This window comes from Rhizobium sp. WSM409 (genome assembly GCF_057653825.1).
Genome location: NZ_CM172794.1, coordinates 1,300,764 through 1,316,808 on the forward strand (window position 1 = coordinate 1,300,764; position 16,045 = coordinate 1,316,808).

A 16,045-nucleotide genomic window follows, 5' to 3' on the forward strand; every position below is an offset into this window, starting at 1 on the left:
TCTGTGTGGTAACGGCGTTATAACACGGCAGCGAAACGGCGACAACGTCCTAGCCTGCCATTTGAACGATGCTTTTCCTCCGCACTATCCAGACGGAATGGGCTGCGATCGCCGCCACCAGGATGCCGCCGCCGACTAGCGTCATCGGCTCTGGCGTTTCCGCGAAGATCAGCCACACCCAGATCGGTGCGAGCACGGTTTCGAGCAGGTAGAACATGCCGACCTCCGGCGCGGAGAGGTAACGTGGCCCGGTCGCCAAACACCAGAAGGCAAGCGGCATCATCACCGCGCCGTTAAAGAGGATCCAAGCAGGATGCTCGATCGAAAAACCGCCTGCCGGCATGACCGAGATCAGGCCGACCGCCGCCGGCAGCACGGTCGAAAGCAGCGAGACGAAGCCCATCTCCCGGCGAGAGGCGCGGCTGATGGTGATGGCGGCAGCAATGATGAAGGCGGTAAGCAGCGCCATGCTATCGCCGAAGAGATGGCCGCCCGAAAGCCCGTCCCGCACGATCAGGCCGACGCCGAAGATCATCGCCGCCATGGCGAGCAGTGTTGCCAGCGCCGGCCGCTCCTTCAGGAAAATCCAGGAAAGCAGGGCGGCGAACATCGGATTGAAGGCGACGATAAAAACGACATTGGCCGTCGATGTGTTGAAAACGGCGAGAAGGAAGATCACCGTCGTCAGCCCGTAGAGCAGACCGGTGACGAGGCCCGGCCAGCCCGGCACGAGCACTGGCCATCGCCCCTTGGCGATCCTGAGCGCCGTTGCGACCAGCAGCGTCACGCCAAGGGTCGCGATGCTTCTCGCCGCAAGAATCGACCACAGCTCGCCGTTGGCGAGCCTCATCAGCGGGATATCCATGGAAAGCGCCAGCCCGCCGATCGCCGTCAGCAGCAGGCCTTTCCGATGGTCGGAAAGAGCGGTGGGGAACATTCAGTCGTGGGTGCTCTCGGGCATGGACGAGGGATCGAAGCGTTCCCAGCCGCGCGGGGTCAGATGCTCCTGCGGCTGGAAGCGCGTCTTGTAGTCCATTTTCCGCGACCCTTGAACCCAGTAGCCGAGGTAGACATGCGGCAGCCCCAGCGCTTTCGTGCGTCTGACATGGTCGAGAATCATGAAGGTGCCGAGCGAACGCCGCTCAAGCGCCGGATTGAAATAGGAATAGACCATCGATAACCCGTCGCTCATCGTGTCGGTGAGGGCGGCGGCAAGCAGCTCGCCCTTTGGCCGCTGCTCCAGTCCGGAGCCTTCTTCGCGCCGGCGGTATTCGATGATTCTCGTATTCACATGCGTGTCTTCGACCATGATTGCATAGTCGAGCACGGTCATGTCGGACATACCGCCCTGCTGGTGGCGAAAATCGAGATAGCGTCGGAAGAGCGAATATTGCTCGCTGGAAGGCTGGGCCGCGAATTCGGTGGCGATGACGTCGGAATTCTCAGCAAGCACGCGCTTCATCGATTTCGTCGGCTCGAATTCCTGGGCGAGAATTCGCACGGAAACGCAGGCGCGACAGGATTCGCAGGCCGGGCGATAAGCGATGTTCTGCGAGCGGCGGAAACCGCCCTGCGTCAGGATGTCGTTCATCTCGGCGGCGCGCGGGCCGACCAGATGGGTGAACACCTTGCGCTCCATCTCATGCGGCAGGTACGGACACGCAGCCGGAGCCGTCAGATAAAACTGCGGTGATGGCGTCGTCTGCGTATTCATTTGTCGCGGAAATTTCCTTGTCGAGACCGTGCCGTTTCCTGACAGCATGACCTAAGAATAAAAAACGTCAACAGCGGGGCGCTTTTCGCCCTTCATATCAGTCTTCTAATTTTAGATATGGAGCGCCGGCACCCGCCGGCAAAGAGAAGGCGGAGACTTTATTTCGTCTCCGCCCCGGGATCGCAGTTAGGGTTTCAGCCAAAGTCTCAAGCTGTGCGCACCGTCGCCGTGCCCACCAGCAGGTCGTGGACGAGACGGCTGCGTTCGATGAACAGGCCGGCAAGCAGGATGAGCGGCGTCAGCACCGAGTTGAGGATCCAGAACAGTGCCAGATGCACGATCGCCGTCATGAAATCCATCGGCCGTCCGTCGACGCGCACGATCGCGATTCCCATGGCGCGCATGCCGAGCGAGGCCTGGCTCGGCCCGCCCACAGTCAGGCCGAAGTAAATGCCGGCGACGATGACGAAGAGGGCAGGGTAGAGAAAGAAGCCAAGGCCGAGCGTGACGATCGACAGGAAGAACAGCACGATCGCCGCGGGAATGCAGAGCAGGGCCACGATGACGTAATCGAGAATGAAGGCGAAGACCCGGCGGCTCAACACGCCGCTATAGGCGCGCCAGTCCTCCGGTGCGGCATAAAGCGGATTGGGGTTGTAGCTCATCTCAATCTCCTCAGGAAAAGCGATGCCGCTGATATGGTATCGGCAGGGCAAAATGCAATATTTGCTCTAGATTCGGATGATTTGGGCCGGTTCGGCGCAATCACCGCTTGGCGAGAATTTTCGCCACTTCGACCGCGAAATAGGTGAGGACACCGTCGCATCCGGCCCGCTTGAACGACAGCAGCGTTTCGAGCATCGCCCGCTCGCCGTCGATCCAGCCATTCATCGCCGCCGCCTTGATCTGCGTATATTCGCCGGACACCTGGTAAGCGAAGGTCGGCAGGCCGAAGGCCTCCTTCATCCGCCAGCAGATATCGAGATAGGGCAGGCCGGGCTTGACCATCAGCATGTCGGCGCCTTCCTCGACGTCGAGGGCCGCATCGCGGATCGCCTCGGTGCCGTTGGCGGGGTCGATATAATAGGTCTTCTTATCACCTTTCAGCAGCCCGCCAGTCGAGATAGCCTCGCGATAGGGACCGTAGAAGGCAGAGGCGAATTTCGTCGCATAGCTCATGATGCCGACGCTCTGGTGGCCGGCGGCGTCGAGCGCCATGCGGATTGCGCCGATGCGCCCGTCCATCATCTCCGACGGCGCAATGATGTCGGCGCCGGCATCCGCCTGCATCACGGCGGCGCGCGCCACCTGGTCGACCGTCTCGTCGTTGACGATCTCGCTGCCTCTGAGGATGCCGTCATGGCCGTGGCTGGTGAAGGGATCGAGCGCGACATCGGTAATGATGCCGATATTGGGCACCGCCTTCTTGATCGCCGCCGTCGCCTGATTGATCAGGTTGTTGGCTTCGAGGCTGTTCGAACCGGTCTCGTCGCGCAGTTCCATCTCGATATTCGGAAAGGTGGCAAGGGCTGGAATGCCGAGGCCGGCCGCTTCCCGCGCGGCTTCGACGGCCTTGTCGATGCTCATGCGGTTGACGCCGGGCATGGCCGGGATCGGATCGACGATGCCGGAACCAGGGACGATGAAGATCGGCCAGATCAGGTCGTCGACCGTCAGCCGGTTCTCCTGCACCAGCCGGCGTGTCCAATCCGCCTTGCGGTTGCGCCGCATGCGGCGATGACCGGTGATGTCGTCGACGAGATGCGTCCTGTCCTGCATGATATCTGTCCCTAGCCCATTCCATTTATCGGAGCGCTCATTATCATGGCGCCTGGAAAATCCAAACCGGACGATTGGCCGCGGCGGAAAAACCTCTGGCGCATAACCGCGAAAATCGGAGTCGATTTTCGCGGTTATGCGCCAACTCAATGTTATAGAGCGTCCCTGGCGCGTCTTCTCAGACGCTTGGGCGCCCTTGTGAAGATGCAACCCCAAACCGATGTCTGCGCTATGGAAACCGAATCCCCAACGATACCGAAACGCACATTGGCGGATATCCTCTTCATTCTCTTCCTGAGACTGGTTGCCGTATCCTGCTTCTGGTTCGGCCTGCAATATTGGGCGATGCTCGTCGGCTATTCGCTGGTCGGCGCCGGCCGCTTCGATCTTTTGAGCCTGCCGTGGAAGGTGGCGAGCACCAGCCTTGCCGTGCTCTTCCCCGTCGCCTCCCTCGGCCTCTGGCTCACCGTCTCCTGGGGGCCGGTCATCTGGGTGCTGGCCGCCGGCGGACAAATCCTCATGTATGGCCTGCTGCCGGATATTTTCGGCCCCAACCAGTTGATCATCCTGCTGCATGTGATTGTCGCCGTCGTCTACTTGATTTTCCGCCTGCTGCTCTGGCTGGAAAAGCGCCGGCATCGCCGCCAGGTAAGTGTTGATTTACCCTGAGACAACGTGGAGTTACCGGTAAGGCTCCGTTAAGCCTGCGGTTTAAGTCGAATTTTATATGTATTCGATAGGGTCTCACTCAAGGCGGGAAGAAAACACACCGCCAAACAAACAGTGAGGCAGTCAATATGAACACGAAAATCAAGCCGCAGGCGGTATCGACCTTCCGTGACCAGCAGGACCACGACATCCGTGATCTTTACATGGAATCCCTTCATCTCGTTGAACGTCTGCACCGTCGTCTTCTCGACGTCATCAAGGACGAATTCGACCGTCAGGGTCGCAGCGACGTCAACGCCATCCAGGCGCTGCTCCTTTTCAACATCGGCAATTCCGAGCTGACCGCCGGCGAGCTGCGCTCGCGTGGTTACTATCTCGGCTCCAACGTCTCCTACAACGTCAAGAAGCTGGTCGATCTCGGTTTCATCAACCACCAGCGCTCGCGCATCGACCGCCGCTCGGTCCGCATCAGCCTGACCGAAACCGGCCAGGATATCGCCGAAACGGTGGCCAAGCTCTACGAACGCCACATCGCCTCGATCGACAAGGTCGGCGGCATCGGCACCGACGAGTTCACGCAGATGAACAAACTGCTCCAGCGTCTGGACCGCTTCTGGAACGACCAGATCCTGTATCGCCTCTGAGATCCCTGACCTCCTTTCAGGGTTAATCAAAACCGGATGCGTCCCTGCGCGTCCGGTTTTTGCCGTTTGCTCTCGCGTGGCATCTTTGCAACGCATGGCAGGCAAGCGCAAAGGCCTGTATTCAAGCCGTTTTTTAGCCGTTATTAACCGGCACGCTTTACCCCGTCATATGGTTCGTTGCGTCCTGTTTCCGGCATTCGGCAAGTCCGTTTTCCCATCGGCAACACGAATTGGCCATATTGGTGTGGCAGCGGAAGGCTTAGCAACCGGCGCTTTCAATAGACCGATCAGGAATGTTCAGGCTGCCGCATCGCAATCTTGTGATGGGGCAAGCGGAATCTTTCGGTGTGCCGGGACAACGAATGGACTGGGATCTGCGTTAAAGCGCAGTGATATCGCAAAAGGCCGCAGGTTTTCTTTATAGCGGCATTCAGTGGTTGGGACTATGTCAAAGAAAAACGGAATTGAAGCTCTTTCGCGCCGCGCCTTCCTTGCGTCCGCGGCAACGGTTGGCGCCAGCGCGCTTGCCGCGCCGGCATTCGCGCAATCGGCGCTCGATACGCTGATCAATGCGCCGCGCCGCGGCAACTGGGACGACCAGTTCGACGCCAAGGCGGCGTCGCGCACGGCGACCGCCATGGTTTCCAACACGCCGATCCTTGGGCCCCAATCGGTCGCGAGCGCCCAGCAGGCGATCATGCAGTATCAGCAGATCGCCGCAGCCGGTGGCTGGCCTGAGGTCAACCCCGGTGACCAGCGCCTGCAGCTCGGCGTCAGCTCTCCAGCCGTCCAGGCGCTGCGCCAGCGCCTTGCGATCACCGGCGATCTGCCGCGCGAGGCCGGCCTGTCCAACGCCTTCGATTCCTATGTCGACGGCGCCGTCAAGCGCTTCCAGGCGCGTCACGGCCTGCCGGCCGATGGCGTTCTCGGCGAATTCACGCTGAAGGCAATGAACATCCCCGCCGATGTCCGCCTGCAGCAACTGAACACCAATGTCGTCCGTTTGCAGACCTTCCCTGAAGACTTGGGCCGCCGCCACCTGATGGTCAACATCCCGGCAGCCTATGTGGAGGCTGTTGAAGACGGCAGTGTCGCGACGCGCCACACAGCGGTTGTCGGCCGCTTGAGCCGCCCGACGCATCTCGTCAATTCGAAGATTTACGAAGTCATCCTCAATCCTTACTGGACGGCACCGCGCTCGATCGTCGAGAAGGACATCATGCCGCTGATGCGCAAGGATCCGACCTATCTCGAAAAGAATGCCATTCGTCTGCTCGACGGCAAGGGCAATGAAGTCGCCCCCGAGACCATCGACTGGAACGGCGAGGCGCCGAACCTGATGTTCCGTCAGGACCCCGGCAAGACCAACGCCATGGCGTCGACGAAGATCAACTTCTACAACAAAAACGGCGAGTACATGCACGACACGCCGCAGCAGGGCCTGTTCAACAAGCTGATGCGCTTTGAGTCGTCGGGCTGCGTCCGCGTCCAGAACGTGCGCGACTTGTCGAACTGGCTCTTGCGCGAGACCCCCGGCTGGAACCGCCAGCAGATGGAGCAGGTGATCGCAACCGGCGTCAACACGCCGGTCAAGCTCGCCACGGAAGTTCCGGTCTATTTCGTCTACATCTCTGCCTGGGGCATGCCCGACGGCATCGTCCAGTTCCGCGACGACATCTATCAGATGGACGGCAATGCCGAGCTGGCGCTCGACACCACGGCGGGAATGGAACAGCCGGTCCAGTAAGCGGCGATCTCTGCATCGCAATTTGAAAACCGCGCTTTCCGGCGCGGTTTTTCTTATGTGCGCAAAGGCGCTGCCTGCTACGGCGTCAGGCTTCGGTGTCGTACGACCGCAAAAGAGCGTAAGCGCGCGCTTTGCTCAGCAAATGTCGTTCTTCGTATTGCCCTCGCCACGGCGGAAGGCTAATACCTCAGCGCATTCCAGTTGAGGAGCCCGCCCATGACCAATGCTTCCACCGAATCCTTCTTCAATCGCTCGCTTGCGGACGTCGATCCGGACATTTTCGGCGCGATCGGAAAGGAACTCGGTCGCCAACGGCACGAGATCGAACTGATCGCTTCTGAGAACATCGTCTCCCGCGCCGTGCTGGAAGCCCAGGGCTCCATCATGACCAACAAATATGCCGAGGGTTATCCCGGCAAGCGTTATTACGGCGGCTGCCAGTTCGTCGATATCGCCGAGGAACTGGCGATCGAGCGCGCCAAGAAGCTGTTCGGCGTCAATTTCGCCAACGTCCAGCCGAATTCCGGTTCGCAGATGAACCAGGCCGTATTCCTGGCGCTGCTGCAGCCCGGCGACACCTTCATGGGGCTCGACCTGAATTCGGGCGGCCACCTCACGCACGGTTCGCCGGTCAACATGTCCGGCAAGTGGTTCAACGTCGTCTCCTACGGCGTGCGCGAAGGCGACAACCTGCTCGACATGGATGAAGTCGCCCGCAAGGCCGAGGAAACCAAGCCGAAGCTCATCATCGCCGGCGGCACTGCCTATTCCCGCATTTGGGACTGGAAGCGCTTCCGCGAGATCGCCGACTCGGTCGGCGCCTATCTGATGGTCGACATGGCCCACATCGCCGGTCTTGTCGCCGGTGGCGTTCATCCGTCGCCATTCCCGCATTGCCATGTCGCGACGACGACGACCCATAAGTCGTTGCGCGGTCCGCGCGGCGGCGTCATCCTCACCAATGACGAGGATCTGGCGAAGAAGTTCAATTCGGCCGTTTTCCCCGGTCTGCAGGGCGGCCCGCTGATGCACATCATCGCCGCCAAGGCTGTGGCCTTCGGCGAGGCGCTGCAGCCGGAATTCAAGGATTATGCCGCCCAGGTCGTCAAGAATGCCAAGGCGCTTGCCGAGACGCTGATGGCAGGCGGCCTCGACGTCGTCTCCGGCGGCACCGACAACCACCTGATGCTGGTCGACCTGCGCAAGAAGAATGCCACCGGCAAGCGCGCCGAGGCAGCCCTTGGCCGCGCCTACGTCACCTGCAACAAGAATGGCATTCCCTTCGATCCGGAAAAGCCCTTCGTCACCTCGGGTGTGCGTCTCGGCGCGCCGGCCGGCACGACCCGCGGCTTCAAGGAAGCCGAATTCCGCGAGATCGGCAATCTCATCGTCGAGGTCCTCGACGGCCTGAAGGTCGCGAATTCCGATGAAGGCAACGCCGCCGTCGAAGCCGCGGTGCGCGGCAAGGTGGTCAGCCTCACCGACCGCTTCCCCATGTATGATTACTTGGGATAAGGAGCAGGGATGCGCTGCCCCTATTGCGGTTCGGAAGATACCCAGGTCAAGGATTCGCGCCCGGCGGAGGACAACACGTCCATCCGCCGGCGGCGTATCTGTCCCGATTGCGGCGGCCGCTTCACCACGTTCGAGCGCGTGCAACTGCGCGAGCTGATGGTCATCAAGAAGACCGGCCGCAAGGTGCCCTTCGACCGCGACAAGCTGGTGCGCTCCTTCGAAGTGGCGCTGCGCAAACGCCCGGTCGAGCGGGACCGCATCGAGCGCGCCGTCTCCGGCATCGTCCGGCGTCTTGAAAGCTCCGGCGAGACCGAGATCTCCTCCGAGCAGATCGGCCTGCAGGTGCTGGAAGCCATGAAGAGCCTCGATGATGTCGGCTTCGTGCGCTACGCCTCGGTCTATCGGGATTTCTCGCTTGCCGAGGATTTCGAGAAGGTCATTTCCGAAATCAACGCCAAGATCGCCCGCGACCCGCTGGACAGGTGAGCCATGAGCATCACGCCGCATGACGAACGTTTCATGGCGGCGGCGATCCGCCTGTCGCGCTGGCATCTCGGCCGCACCGCCACCAACCCCTCCGTCGGCTGCCTGATCGTCAAGGATGGCGTCATCATCGGCCGTGCGGTGACGGCGCTCAGTGGCCGCCCGCATGCCGAGACGCAAGCGCTCGCTGAGGCCGGCGCGCTCGCCCGCGGCGCCACCGCTTATGTGACGCTCGAACCCTGCTCGCATCACGGCAGGACGCCGCCCTGTTCCGAGGCGCTGATCGCTTATGGCGTTGCCCGCGTCGTCATCAGCGTCACCGATCCCGATCCGCGGGTCTCCGGCCGCGGCATCGCCATGCTGCGCGAAGCCGGCATAGAGGTGGATACCGGCGTGCTGGAGGCTGAAGGCAGGCACTCGCTTGCCGCCTATCTCACCCGCCAGACGAAGAACCGGCCCTATGTGACTCTCAAACTTGCCGTTTCCGCCGATGGCATGATCGGCCGCGAAGGGGAGGGGCAGGTGGCGATAACAGGCCCGGAAGCCCGTGCCCAGGTGCAGGCGCTGCGCGCCGAAACCGATGCCATCCTGGTCGGCATCGGTACCGCGATTGCGGATGATCCGCTGCTGACGGTGCGTTCGCCAGGTCTTGAATCGCAATCGCCGATCCGCATCGTCCTCGATCCTTCCCTGGCATTGCCGCTGACCAGCAAGCTCGTCGCGACGGCGCGGGAAGTGCCGGTCATCGTGGTGGCGAGCGAGGAAGTGTGGCCGTTGTCGGCGGATGCGGAGGGGCTACCCCCCTCTGTCCTGCCGGACATCTCCCCCACAAGGGGGGAGATCGGCAAGGAGCCTGCTCCGTGTTCTCCAGCTTCCGATGATGATGGTTTCGCCTCCAGGCAAGATGTGGGGCAAGAGGCTAGCCCCCAGCCAATCTCCCCACCTGTGGGGGAGATGCCCGGCAGGGCAGAGGGGGGTAACCCACCCACAGATCCCACAGACATGGACTCCCGCCGCGCAGCCCTCGAAGCCGCAGGCGTCGAAGTCGTCCATTGCAATCCCTATCATCCGGAAGTCCTGTTGCCGGCACTCGCGACGCGCGGTATTTCCTCGCTTCTGGTCGAGGGCGGTGCAAAGACGGCGCGGCTTTTCCTCGAGGCTGGCCTTGTGGACCGCATCCAGCTTTATCAAGCGCCTGTTGTGATCGGCGAGCGCGGTATTGAATCCCCGCTTGATGCTACCGACATACCATCGGGTTTTGCCCATACGGGCACGCTGATGTTCGGCGGCGATCGCCTGGACGAATACGAAAGAGGGCTTTGATGTTCACCGGAATAGTCACCGATATCGGTACGATCGAATCCGTTTCACCGCTGAAGGAGGGCATCAAGCTCCGCGTTGCGACGAGTTACGACCCGGCGACCATCGATATGGGCGCATCCATCTCGCACTCCGGCATCTGCCTCACCGTCACCGGCCTGCCGCAGGAAGGCAGCAACGGCCGCTGGTTCGAGGTCGAGGCCTGGGAAGAGGCGCTGCGGCTGACGACCATCGCCACCTGGCAGGAAGGCAGCCGTATCAATCTCGAGCGGTCGCTGAAGATCGGCGATGAACTCGGCGGTCACATCGTTTCCGGCCACGTCGACGGCAAGGCGGAAATCCTCTCGGTGACATCAGAGGGCGACGCCACCCGCTACCGTCTGCGCGCGCCCGAACATCTGGCGAAATTCATCGCCCCCAAGGGTTCGATTGCACTCGACGGTACTTCGTTGACGGTCAATGCCGTCGACGGCACGGATTTCGATGTGCTGCTCATCCGCCACACGCTCGAGGTCACCACCTGGGGTGATCGCAAGGCTGGCGATTTCGTCAATTTCGAAGTCGACACCATGGCGCGTTATGCCGCCAGGCTGGCCGAATTCCCGAGCACCTGAATCAAAAACCTGTGACGGTTTTCAGGGTCACACCACGACTGGCATGCTGGGCGCGAAACATCATCAGGCGCTCGTCGACGCATCCAACTGCGCGTCTGCGACGCGGCGTCGGCCCGATAGCTCACCAATCCGGGGACAGCTTCGTCAGATACTGGCCGTAGGCGCTCTTGCCGAGCTTCTCTGCGAGCTTGGCGAGGTCGTTCTGCGAGATGTAACCCATGCGCCAGGCGACTTCTTCAGGGCAGGCGATCTTGAAGCCCTGGCGTTTCTCCAGCGTGCTGACGAAACCTGCGGCATCGAGCAGGCTGTCCGGCGTGCCGGTGTCGAGCCAGGCATAGCCCCGGCCCATCAGCTCCACGAAAAGCTGGCCGCGCTCGAGATAGGTGCGGTTGACATCGGTGATTTCCAATTCGCCGCGCGGTGACGGCTTCAGGTTGGCGGCGATATCGACCACCTGCTGGTCGTAGAAATAGAGGCCGGTCACCGCCCAGTTCGATTTTGGCTTCTTCGGCTTCTCCTCGATCGACAGGGCATTCATCTTTTTGTCAAAGCCGACAACGCCATAGCGTTCCGGATCGGTGACGTGATAGGCGAACACCGTTGCGCCTTCCCGCCGACCCGTGCCGGATTTCATGATTTCCGGCAGTCCGTGCCCGTAGAAGATGTTGTCGCCGAGAACGAGTGCCGAGCTGTCGCCGTGCACGAAGTCGGCGCCGATGATGAAAGCCTGGGCGAGGCCGTCCGGGCTCGGCTGTACGGCATAGGTCAGCGAGATTCCCCATTGCGAGCCGTCACCAAGAAGGCGCTTGAAGGCTTCGACGTCGTGAGGCGTGGTGATGATCAGCAACTCCCTGATGCCGGCGAGCATGAGCGTCGTTAGCGGATAGTAGATCATCGGCTTGTCGTAGACCGGCATCAACTGTTTCGAAACGGCCTGCGTGATCGGATGCAGACGCGTGCCTGTGCCGCCGGCGAGAATAATTCCCTTCATGCCCATCTCCTTAAAGACCCTTATTCAAAAGGTCTTGCATGACAAAAGTCATGGACTGCTTCCACTCCGGCAGCCGGATTCCATAGGTTCTGGCGAGCTTGTCGCCGTTGAGACGTGAATTGGCGGGCCGCTTCGCCGGTGTCGGATAGTCCGCCGTCGGGATGCGCTCGACGCCGACGTTTCTGCCGCCGGATTTAGAAAGCTCCGTGAATATCTCTTCGGCGAAGTCCGCCCAGCTTGCCTCGCCGCTGCCGGTCAGGTGAAAGGTGCCGCGCAGCGATGGCGCAGGGTCCGCTACGATACGGGATGCGATCGCAAGAATCGCGTCGGCGATGTCGAGTGCCGAGGTCGGGCATCCTGTCTGATCGGCGACGACGCGAAGATGATCGCGCGTCTCGGAAAGCCGCAGCATCGTTTTCAGGAAGTTGGCGCCAAAGGGCGAATAGACCCAGGCGGTACGCAAGATGACGTGGTTCGGGTTCGCCGCCGCGACGGCCTTCTCGCCCGCGAGCTTCGAACGCCCATAGACGGAGATCGGCGCCGTCGCATCCTCTTCGGAATAGGCGGAGGCCTTGTCGCCGCTGAAGACGTAGTCGGTCGAAATGTGGATGACCGGGGCCCCGATCCGCGCAGCAGCCTCGGCAACCGCCCCGGCGCCTGCTGCGTTGACGGAAAAAGCAAGCTCGGGTTCGCTCTCGGCCTTGTCGACCGCCGTATAGGCAGCCGCCGAGACGATCACATCCGGCCGCAGAGCCGAGAAGGCGGCTGCGATGCTTGCAGGATCCGCGAGGTCCATTTCCGGGCGCCCGACCGCGCTGATTTCGACGCCCATTTCAGCGCCCCGTCTGAGCAGCGACTGAACGACCTGGCCCTGTTTGCCGGTGACGGCAATGCGCATCGCTTATCGTCCCTTGAAAACGCCGAGGCGTTCGCCGGAGTAGACGTTTTCGCGCAGCGGCCTCCACCACCATTCGTTTTCCAAGTACCAGTGCACGGTCTTCTCGATGCCGGTTTCGAAGGTCTCTTGCGCCTTCCAGCCGAGTTCGCTTTCGAGTTTGGAGGCGTCGATCGCATAGCGTGCGTCGTGTCCGGGGCGGTCCGTGACATTGGTGATCAGACGTGCATGCGGTCCCTTGTCACTGTAGACGCCGTCGAGAATAACGCAGATGCGATGAACGACATCGATGTTCCTGCGCTCATTGCGGCCGCCCACATTGTATTTTTCGCCGGGGCGCCCACTGGATGCGATCGTGAAGAGCGCGCGGGCGTGGTCTTCGACATAGAGCCAGTCGCGGACATTCGCGCCATTGCCGTAAACGGGAAGAGGCTTGCCCTCCAGTGCGTTCAGGATCATTAGCGGAATGAGCTTTTCGGGGAAATGGAACGGGCCGTAGTTGTTGGAGCAATTCGAGACAACGACGGGCAGGCCGTAGGTGCGGTGCCAGGCGATCGCCAGATGGTCGCTGGCGGCCTTGGAGGCGGAGTAGGGCGAGGACGGGTCGTAAGGCGTCGTCTCCTCGAAGAGGCCCTCGTCGCCGAGCGAGCCGTAGACCTCGTCCGTCGAGACATGCAGAAAGCGGAAGGCACTCTTGCGGCGAGCGTCAAGCCCATCCCAATAATGCCGTGCGGCATCCAGCAGGCTGAATGTGCCGACGATGTTGGTCTGAATGAAATCGGCTGCACCCGAGATCGAGCGGTCGACGTGGCTCTCTGCCGCGAGATGCATGACGATATCAGGGCGAAAAGACGCGAATGCTTCCTGCATCCCGACGCGGTCGCAGATGTCGGCGCGCAGGAATTGATAGTTCGGCGCCGATTCGACGGATTTCAGCGATGCCAGATTGCCGGCATAGGTCAGCGTGTCGACATTCAGCACCTCGGCGCCGATCTCGCTGACGAGATGGCGCACCAATGCCGATCCGATGAAGCCCGCTCCGCCCGTGACCAGTATGCGCATCGTCGATCAATCCCTGGGTTGCTGTGCTGAACAGGAAAAATGGCCTGGCAGGTCGGCGAGCCGCGGCAGCGTCTTGTCCTTGTCGGACAATACCATGTCTCTCTCATAGAAGGGCCAGCGGATACCGATCGCCGGATCGTTCCACGCGATGCCCCGATCGTGCTGCGGGCTGTAGGGTGCGGTTACCTTGTAGCTGATGACGCTGTTCGGCTCGAGCGTTGCGAATCCGTGTGCGAAACCGGCCGGTACCCAGAGCTGCATGCCACTTTCCGGCGAGAGCTCCTGAGAGAGCCATTTACCGAAGCTCGGCGATCCCTCGCGGATATCGACGACGATATCCATGATCCGCCCGGCAAGACAGCGCACCAGCTTGCCCTGTGCGAAGGGCGGTATCTGGAAATGCAGCCCCCGGACGGTGCCGGTCTGCGCCGAAAGCGATTCATTGTCCTGGATGAACGTGACGTCGGCCACATTTTCCCGGAACCACGCATCCTTGAATACTTCGGAGAAGTAGCCGCGGTGATCGCCGAAGCGCGGCGGCGTGATCGCAATGATGCCCTCGATGGCCGTGGTCTCAATACGCATGACTTACCTTTTTGCGGCCTTTATCAAGCGCCCGCCCTCATGACGCTCATCAGCATGTCCGCCTGCGAGCGGCTTCGCATGGCCGCAAGGCCTGCCGCGGCAATGGCATCGCGCTCGTCGGCATCTGCGATCAGCTTGTAGCAGCGCTCGATCATGTCGTCATAGGGCTCAATTGCCAAGCCGCCGATGAAGGGCTGAAGGTCCGGATCGCGGATGTCGCCTTCCGTCAGCACGCAAACGCGATTGGCGAGCAGATAGGAAATGCGCACGATCTCGAAGACGCCGCTCGCATAATGATGGATGTTGATCACGATCTTGGCGCGGGCAATCGCCGCATCGCGTTCCGCGCCGTAGATGTTGAAGAGGTGCGCGACCTCGAGCCCGCCGTCCTTCAGCGTCTTCAGGATATGGTGGCGGCGTTCGTTCATCGAGCCGTAGAAGAGCACGTCGATATCTTTGACGGCGGCGTGCTGTATCTGGCTGAGGCAGCCGCTATAGCCGATCTCGAGCACGCCGGCGTGATCAATGCCTTTGGCGGCGAGATTCTCCCGGTTGCGCGGGCTGTAGTCGAGAACCGGAAGCGACTTCAGGATCGAGGTGTAGCGCGAATTGATCCAGATGCTTTCTTCGGACACCTGCTCGAGATTGATGACGACGCTGTCGTTCGGCAGATGGCTGACGATTTCAGCGGGGAGAAGATTGCCGCCATAGATGATCGGCGCACGGCCGGCGAATGCGTTCATGTCCCGGGTGATCGGTGCCGAGCCGCCGAGTTCCTCGAAGGCGCCCTGTAGGCCAAGCGCGACTTCGTCGAAGGCGTGGCTGTGATTGTAGTTGTCGGGCGTCACGATCCAGATGCAATGACGATCCTTGTGTGCCTGCCATCCGCCGGCAAAGGGCTGCAACAGGTTGCGGAGCGGCTGCTCGATCTTCGGCGCGGCTGATATAGCGGGCCTTTCCGTCTGCACCGGCTGCGGCTGTACCGGGGAAGCGCCTGACGCCTGAGGGGCATAGGCGCGCATCAATTCGCGGCCGCCGATAAATTGGCCCCGCGGCATCCAGCCGGGCGGATCATCAGCGCCCCAGATAAGGTGCGGCTGCTTGATCAATGGTTGACGGCCCTCCTGCCAAGAGGTCAAGTGGGCCTGGTCGCGGCTCAGAAGAAAAGCCTCCTTGGCGGCGAAGAGACCATGCAGCATCCGGCCGAGGCGGACGCCGAACTTCCACTCGAAATGGGCAGGCGCCGGCACGAAGGCGGCGATCTTCAATCCTTTGGCAGCAGTCTGCTGGACATAGAGCCCGAGCAGCCGCTCGATCACGAAGGGGCGCATCGTTGCGTTGGCGTCGCGTGAATACTGCGCCGAACCGGCATAGGCAGTGCCCGCCGGCGTGCCGAGGCGCGCTTCATTTTCCAGCGATCCCAGAATACGTTCGCAGAAGGCGAAATATCCGGACCAGAACTTCCTGTTGCCGCAGAAATAGTTGCAGAACGCGAAGGTGGTTTTGTCTTGCGGCGGTGCGATCGGATAGCCGAGCTCCTGGATATGCAGGAAGATCGGGTCCATGCCTGGATGGCCGCCAAGCAGCGAATGTTCCCAGACGTTGCTGTAGATCGCGGCGTGGCCGATCAGTGGATTGTAGAGATAGGCATCCGCACCTTCCGCCCTGGCCTTTTCCGCCTCGGTGACGAAAGCCGGAAAGCTCGTCACCGACTTCATCTCGAATTTGCTGGAGAGCAGCCCCCAAAACACGTCGTCGCCGAGGCCGATCGCCTCGTGATGCTGATGCAGCGTGAGGAAGAGTTCATATTCGCGGGTCGTAGCCTGCGTATTGAACGAGATGTCGAGCGGCATGGCAGCCGCATCGAGCTGGCTGCGCTGCGAGGGATCGAGATAAGGCTGATAGACAATGACGGATCCAGTGCCCGCAGCCTTCTCCGTGAGAAGCGCCAGATCAGGAAGACCGGCCGGCAAAGAAGAAATGGGCTGATTGATCGTCAAGGTATTGTCCTTCGCGAAGGGCTGCCG

General features: G+C 61.3%; 16 protein-coding genes. 7 read left to right on the plus strand and 9 right to left on the minus strand.

Annotated elements, in window-relative coordinates; translation table 11 throughout:
• Positions 1 to 49: 49 nt before the first annotated feature.
• The 4 genes from AC25BC_RS06555 to hemB form a co-directional block, all read right to left on the minus strand.
• A complete protein-coding gene (locus AC25BC_RS06555; protein WP_012756880.1) occupies positions 50 to 937 on the minus strand; it encodes a DMT family transporter in 888 nt (295 codons plus the stop codon).
• Complete coding sequence (locus tag AC25BC_RS06560; protein WP_003558295.1) at positions 938 to 1,714, minus strand: arginyltransferase; 777 nt, start codon at positions 1,712 to 1,714, stop codon at positions 938 to 940. It abuts the gene before it with no gap.
• A gap of 206 nt (positions 1,715 to 1,920) precedes the next feature.
• Positions 1,921 to 2,379, minus strand: coding sequence for an RDD family protein (locus AC25BC_RS06565; protein WP_003547150.1), 459 nt, complete (start codon positions 2,377 to 2,379; stop codon positions 1,921 to 1,923).
• Between the two features lie 100 nt (positions 2,380 to 2,479).
• On the minus strand, positions 2,480 to 3,493 hold the full coding sequence (hemB, locus tag AC25BC_RS06570; protein ID WP_128439631.1) for a porphobilinogen synthase: 1,014 nt from the start codon (positions 3,491 to 3,493) through the stop codon (positions 2,480 to 2,482).
• A 231-nt stretch (positions 3,494 to 3,724) separates the two neighbouring features.
• Between hemB and AC25BC_RS06575 the strand changes: the two genes are divergently transcribed.
• The 7 genes from AC25BC_RS06575 to AC25BC_RS06605 all read left to right on the plus strand — a co-directional run bounded on the left by AC25BC_RS06575 (position 3,725) and on the right by AC25BC_RS06605 (position 10,485).
• Positions 3,725 to 4,162 carry a DUF6163 family protein gene (locus AC25BC_RS06575; protein ID WP_026157306.1) on the plus strand — a complete coding sequence of 146 codons (438 nt, stop codon included), beginning with the start codon at positions 3,725 to 3,727 and terminating at the stop codon, positions 4,160 to 4,162.
• A gap of 128 nt (positions 4,163 to 4,290) precedes the next feature.
• Complete coding sequence (gene ldtR / locus AC25BC_RS06580) at positions 4,291 to 4,806, plus strand: transcriptional regulator LdtR (protein WP_003547156.1); 516 nt, start codon at positions 4,291 to 4,293, stop codon at positions 4,804 to 4,806.
• A 445-nt stretch (positions 4,807 to 5,251) separates the two neighbouring features.
• Positions 5,252 to 6,553, plus strand: coding sequence for a L,D-transpeptidase family protein (locus AC25BC_RS06585; RefSeq protein ID WP_012756884.1), 1,302 nt, complete (start codon positions 5,252 to 5,254; stop codon positions 6,551 to 6,553).
• 216 nt (positions 6,554 to 6,769) lie between these two features.
• Positions 6,770 to 8,068: a serine hydroxymethyltransferase gene (glyA, locus tag AC25BC_RS06590; RefSeq protein ID WP_128405766.1), complete on the plus strand. Its 1,299-nt coding sequence runs from the start codon at positions 6,770 to 6,772 to the stop codon at positions 8,066 to 8,068.
• Positions 8,069 to 8,077: 9 nt separating this feature from the next.
• Entirely contained in the window at positions 8,078 to 8,554 is a 477-nt protein-coding gene (nrdR, locus tag AC25BC_RS06595; protein ID WP_003547190.1) for a transcriptional regulator NrdR, read from the plus strand.
• A 3-nt stretch (positions 8,555 to 8,557) separates the two neighbouring features.
• Entirely contained in the window at positions 8,558 to 9,874 is a 1,317-nt protein-coding gene (gene ribD, locus AC25BC_RS06600; protein WP_128439632.1) for a bifunctional diaminohydroxyphosphoribosylaminopyrimidine deaminase/5-amino-6-(5-phosphoribosylamino)uracil reductase RibD, read from the plus strand.
• Entirely contained in the window at positions 9,874 to 10,485 is a 612-nt protein-coding gene (locus AC25BC_RS06605) for a riboflavin synthase (protein WP_128405768.1), read from the plus strand. The genes ribD and AC25BC_RS06605 overlap by 1 nt, the downstream gene beginning before the upstream one ends.
• Positions 10,486 to 10,606: 121 nt before the next feature.
• Here the strand turns inward: AC25BC_RS06605 and rfbA are convergent, their stop codons facing one another.
• The 5 genes from rfbA to AC25BC_RS06630 are packed head-to-tail and all read right to left on the minus strand — an operon-like array spanning position 10,607 to position 16,018.
• Positions 10,607 to 11,476, minus strand: a complete 870-nt coding sequence (gene rfbA / locus AC25BC_RS06610; RefSeq protein ID WP_128405769.1) for a glucose-1-phosphate thymidylyltransferase RfbA — start codon at positions 11,474 to 11,476, stop codon at positions 10,607 to 10,609.
• A 10-nt stretch (positions 11,477 to 11,486) separates the two neighbouring features.
• On the minus strand, positions 11,487 to 12,374 hold the full coding sequence (gene rfbD / locus AC25BC_RS06615) for a dTDP-4-dehydrorhamnose reductase (protein ID WP_128439633.1): 888 nt from the start codon (positions 12,372 to 12,374) through the stop codon (positions 11,487 to 11,489).
• Between the two features lie 3 nt (positions 12,375 to 12,377).
• Complete coding sequence (rfbB, locus tag AC25BC_RS06620; protein ID WP_128439634.1) at positions 12,378 to 13,433, minus strand: dTDP-glucose 4,6-dehydratase; 1,056 nt, start codon at positions 13,431 to 13,433, stop codon at positions 12,378 to 12,380.
• 6 nt (positions 13,434 to 13,439) lie between these two features.
• A complete protein-coding gene (rfbC, locus tag AC25BC_RS06625; RefSeq protein WP_128439635.1) occupies positions 13,440 to 14,018 on the minus strand; it encodes a dTDP-4-dehydrorhamnose 3,5-epimerase in 579 nt (192 codons plus the stop codon).
• A 23-nt stretch (positions 14,019 to 14,041) separates the two neighbouring features.
• Positions 14,042 to 16,018 (minus strand): glycosyltransferase family 1 protein, encoded by a 1,977-nt coding sequence (locus AC25BC_RS06630; RefSeq protein ID WP_128439636.1) that lies wholly within the window; start codon positions 16,016 to 16,018, stop codon positions 14,042 to 14,044.
• Between the last annotated feature and the right edge of the window lie 27 nt (positions 16,019 to 16,045).

Excerpts from the sequence above, each read along its gene's own strand:
- AC25BC_RS06555 (WP_012756880.1), bottom strand. The coding sequence starts at position 937 with ATGTTCCCCACCGCTCTTTCCGACCATCGGAAAGGCCTGCTGCTGACG.
- AC25BC_RS06560 (WP_003558295.1), bottom strand. The coding sequence starts at position 1,714 with ATGAATACGCAGACGACGCCATCACCGCAGTTTTATCTGACGGCTCCG.
- AC25BC_RS06565 (WP_003547150.1), bottom strand. The coding sequence starts at position 2,379 with ATGAGCTACAACCCCAATCCGCTTTATGCCGCACCGGAGGACTGGCGC.
- hemB (WP_128439631.1), bottom strand. The coding sequence starts at position 3,493 with ATGCAGGACAGGACGCATCTCGTCGACGACATCACCGGTCATCGCCGC.
- AC25BC_RS06575 (WP_026157306.1), top strand. The coding sequence starts at position 3,725 with ATGGAAACCGAATCCCCAACGATACCGAAACGCACATTGGCGGATATC.
- ldtR (WP_003547156.1), top strand. The coding sequence starts at position 4,291 with ATGAACACGAAAATCAAGCCGCAGGCGGTATCGACCTTCCGTGACCAG.
- AC25BC_RS06585 (WP_012756884.1), top strand. The coding sequence starts at position 5,252 with ATGTCAAAGAAAAACGGAATTGAAGCTCTTTCGCGCCGCGCCTTCCTT.
- glyA (WP_128405766.1), top strand. The coding sequence starts at position 6,770 with ATGACCAATGCTTCCACCGAATCCTTCTTCAATCGCTCGCTTGCGGAC.
- nrdR (WP_003547190.1), top strand. The coding sequence starts at position 8,078 with ATGCGCTGCCCCTATTGCGGTTCGGAAGATACCCAGGTCAAGGATTCG.
- ribD (WP_128439632.1), top strand. The coding sequence starts at position 8,558 with ATGAGCATCACGCCGCATGACGAACGTTTCATGGCGGCGGCGATCCGC.
- AC25BC_RS06605 (WP_128405768.1), top strand. The coding sequence starts at position 9,874 with ATGTTCACCGGAATAGTCACCGATATCGGTACGATCGAATCCGTTTCA.
- rfbA (WP_128405769.1), bottom strand. The coding sequence starts at position 11,476 with ATGAAGGGAATTATTCTCGCCGGCGGCACAGGCACGCGTCTGCATCCG.
- rfbD (WP_128439633.1), bottom strand. The coding sequence starts at position 12,374 with ATGCGCATTGCCGTCACCGGCAAACAGGGCCAGGTCGTTCAGTCGCTG.
- rfbB (WP_128439634.1), bottom strand. The coding sequence starts at position 13,433 with ATGCGCATACTGGTCACGGGCGGAGCGGGCTTCATCGGATCGGCATTG.
- rfbC (WP_128439635.1), bottom strand. The coding sequence starts at position 14,018 with ATGCGTATTGAGACCACGGCCATCGAGGGCATCATTGCGATCACGCCG.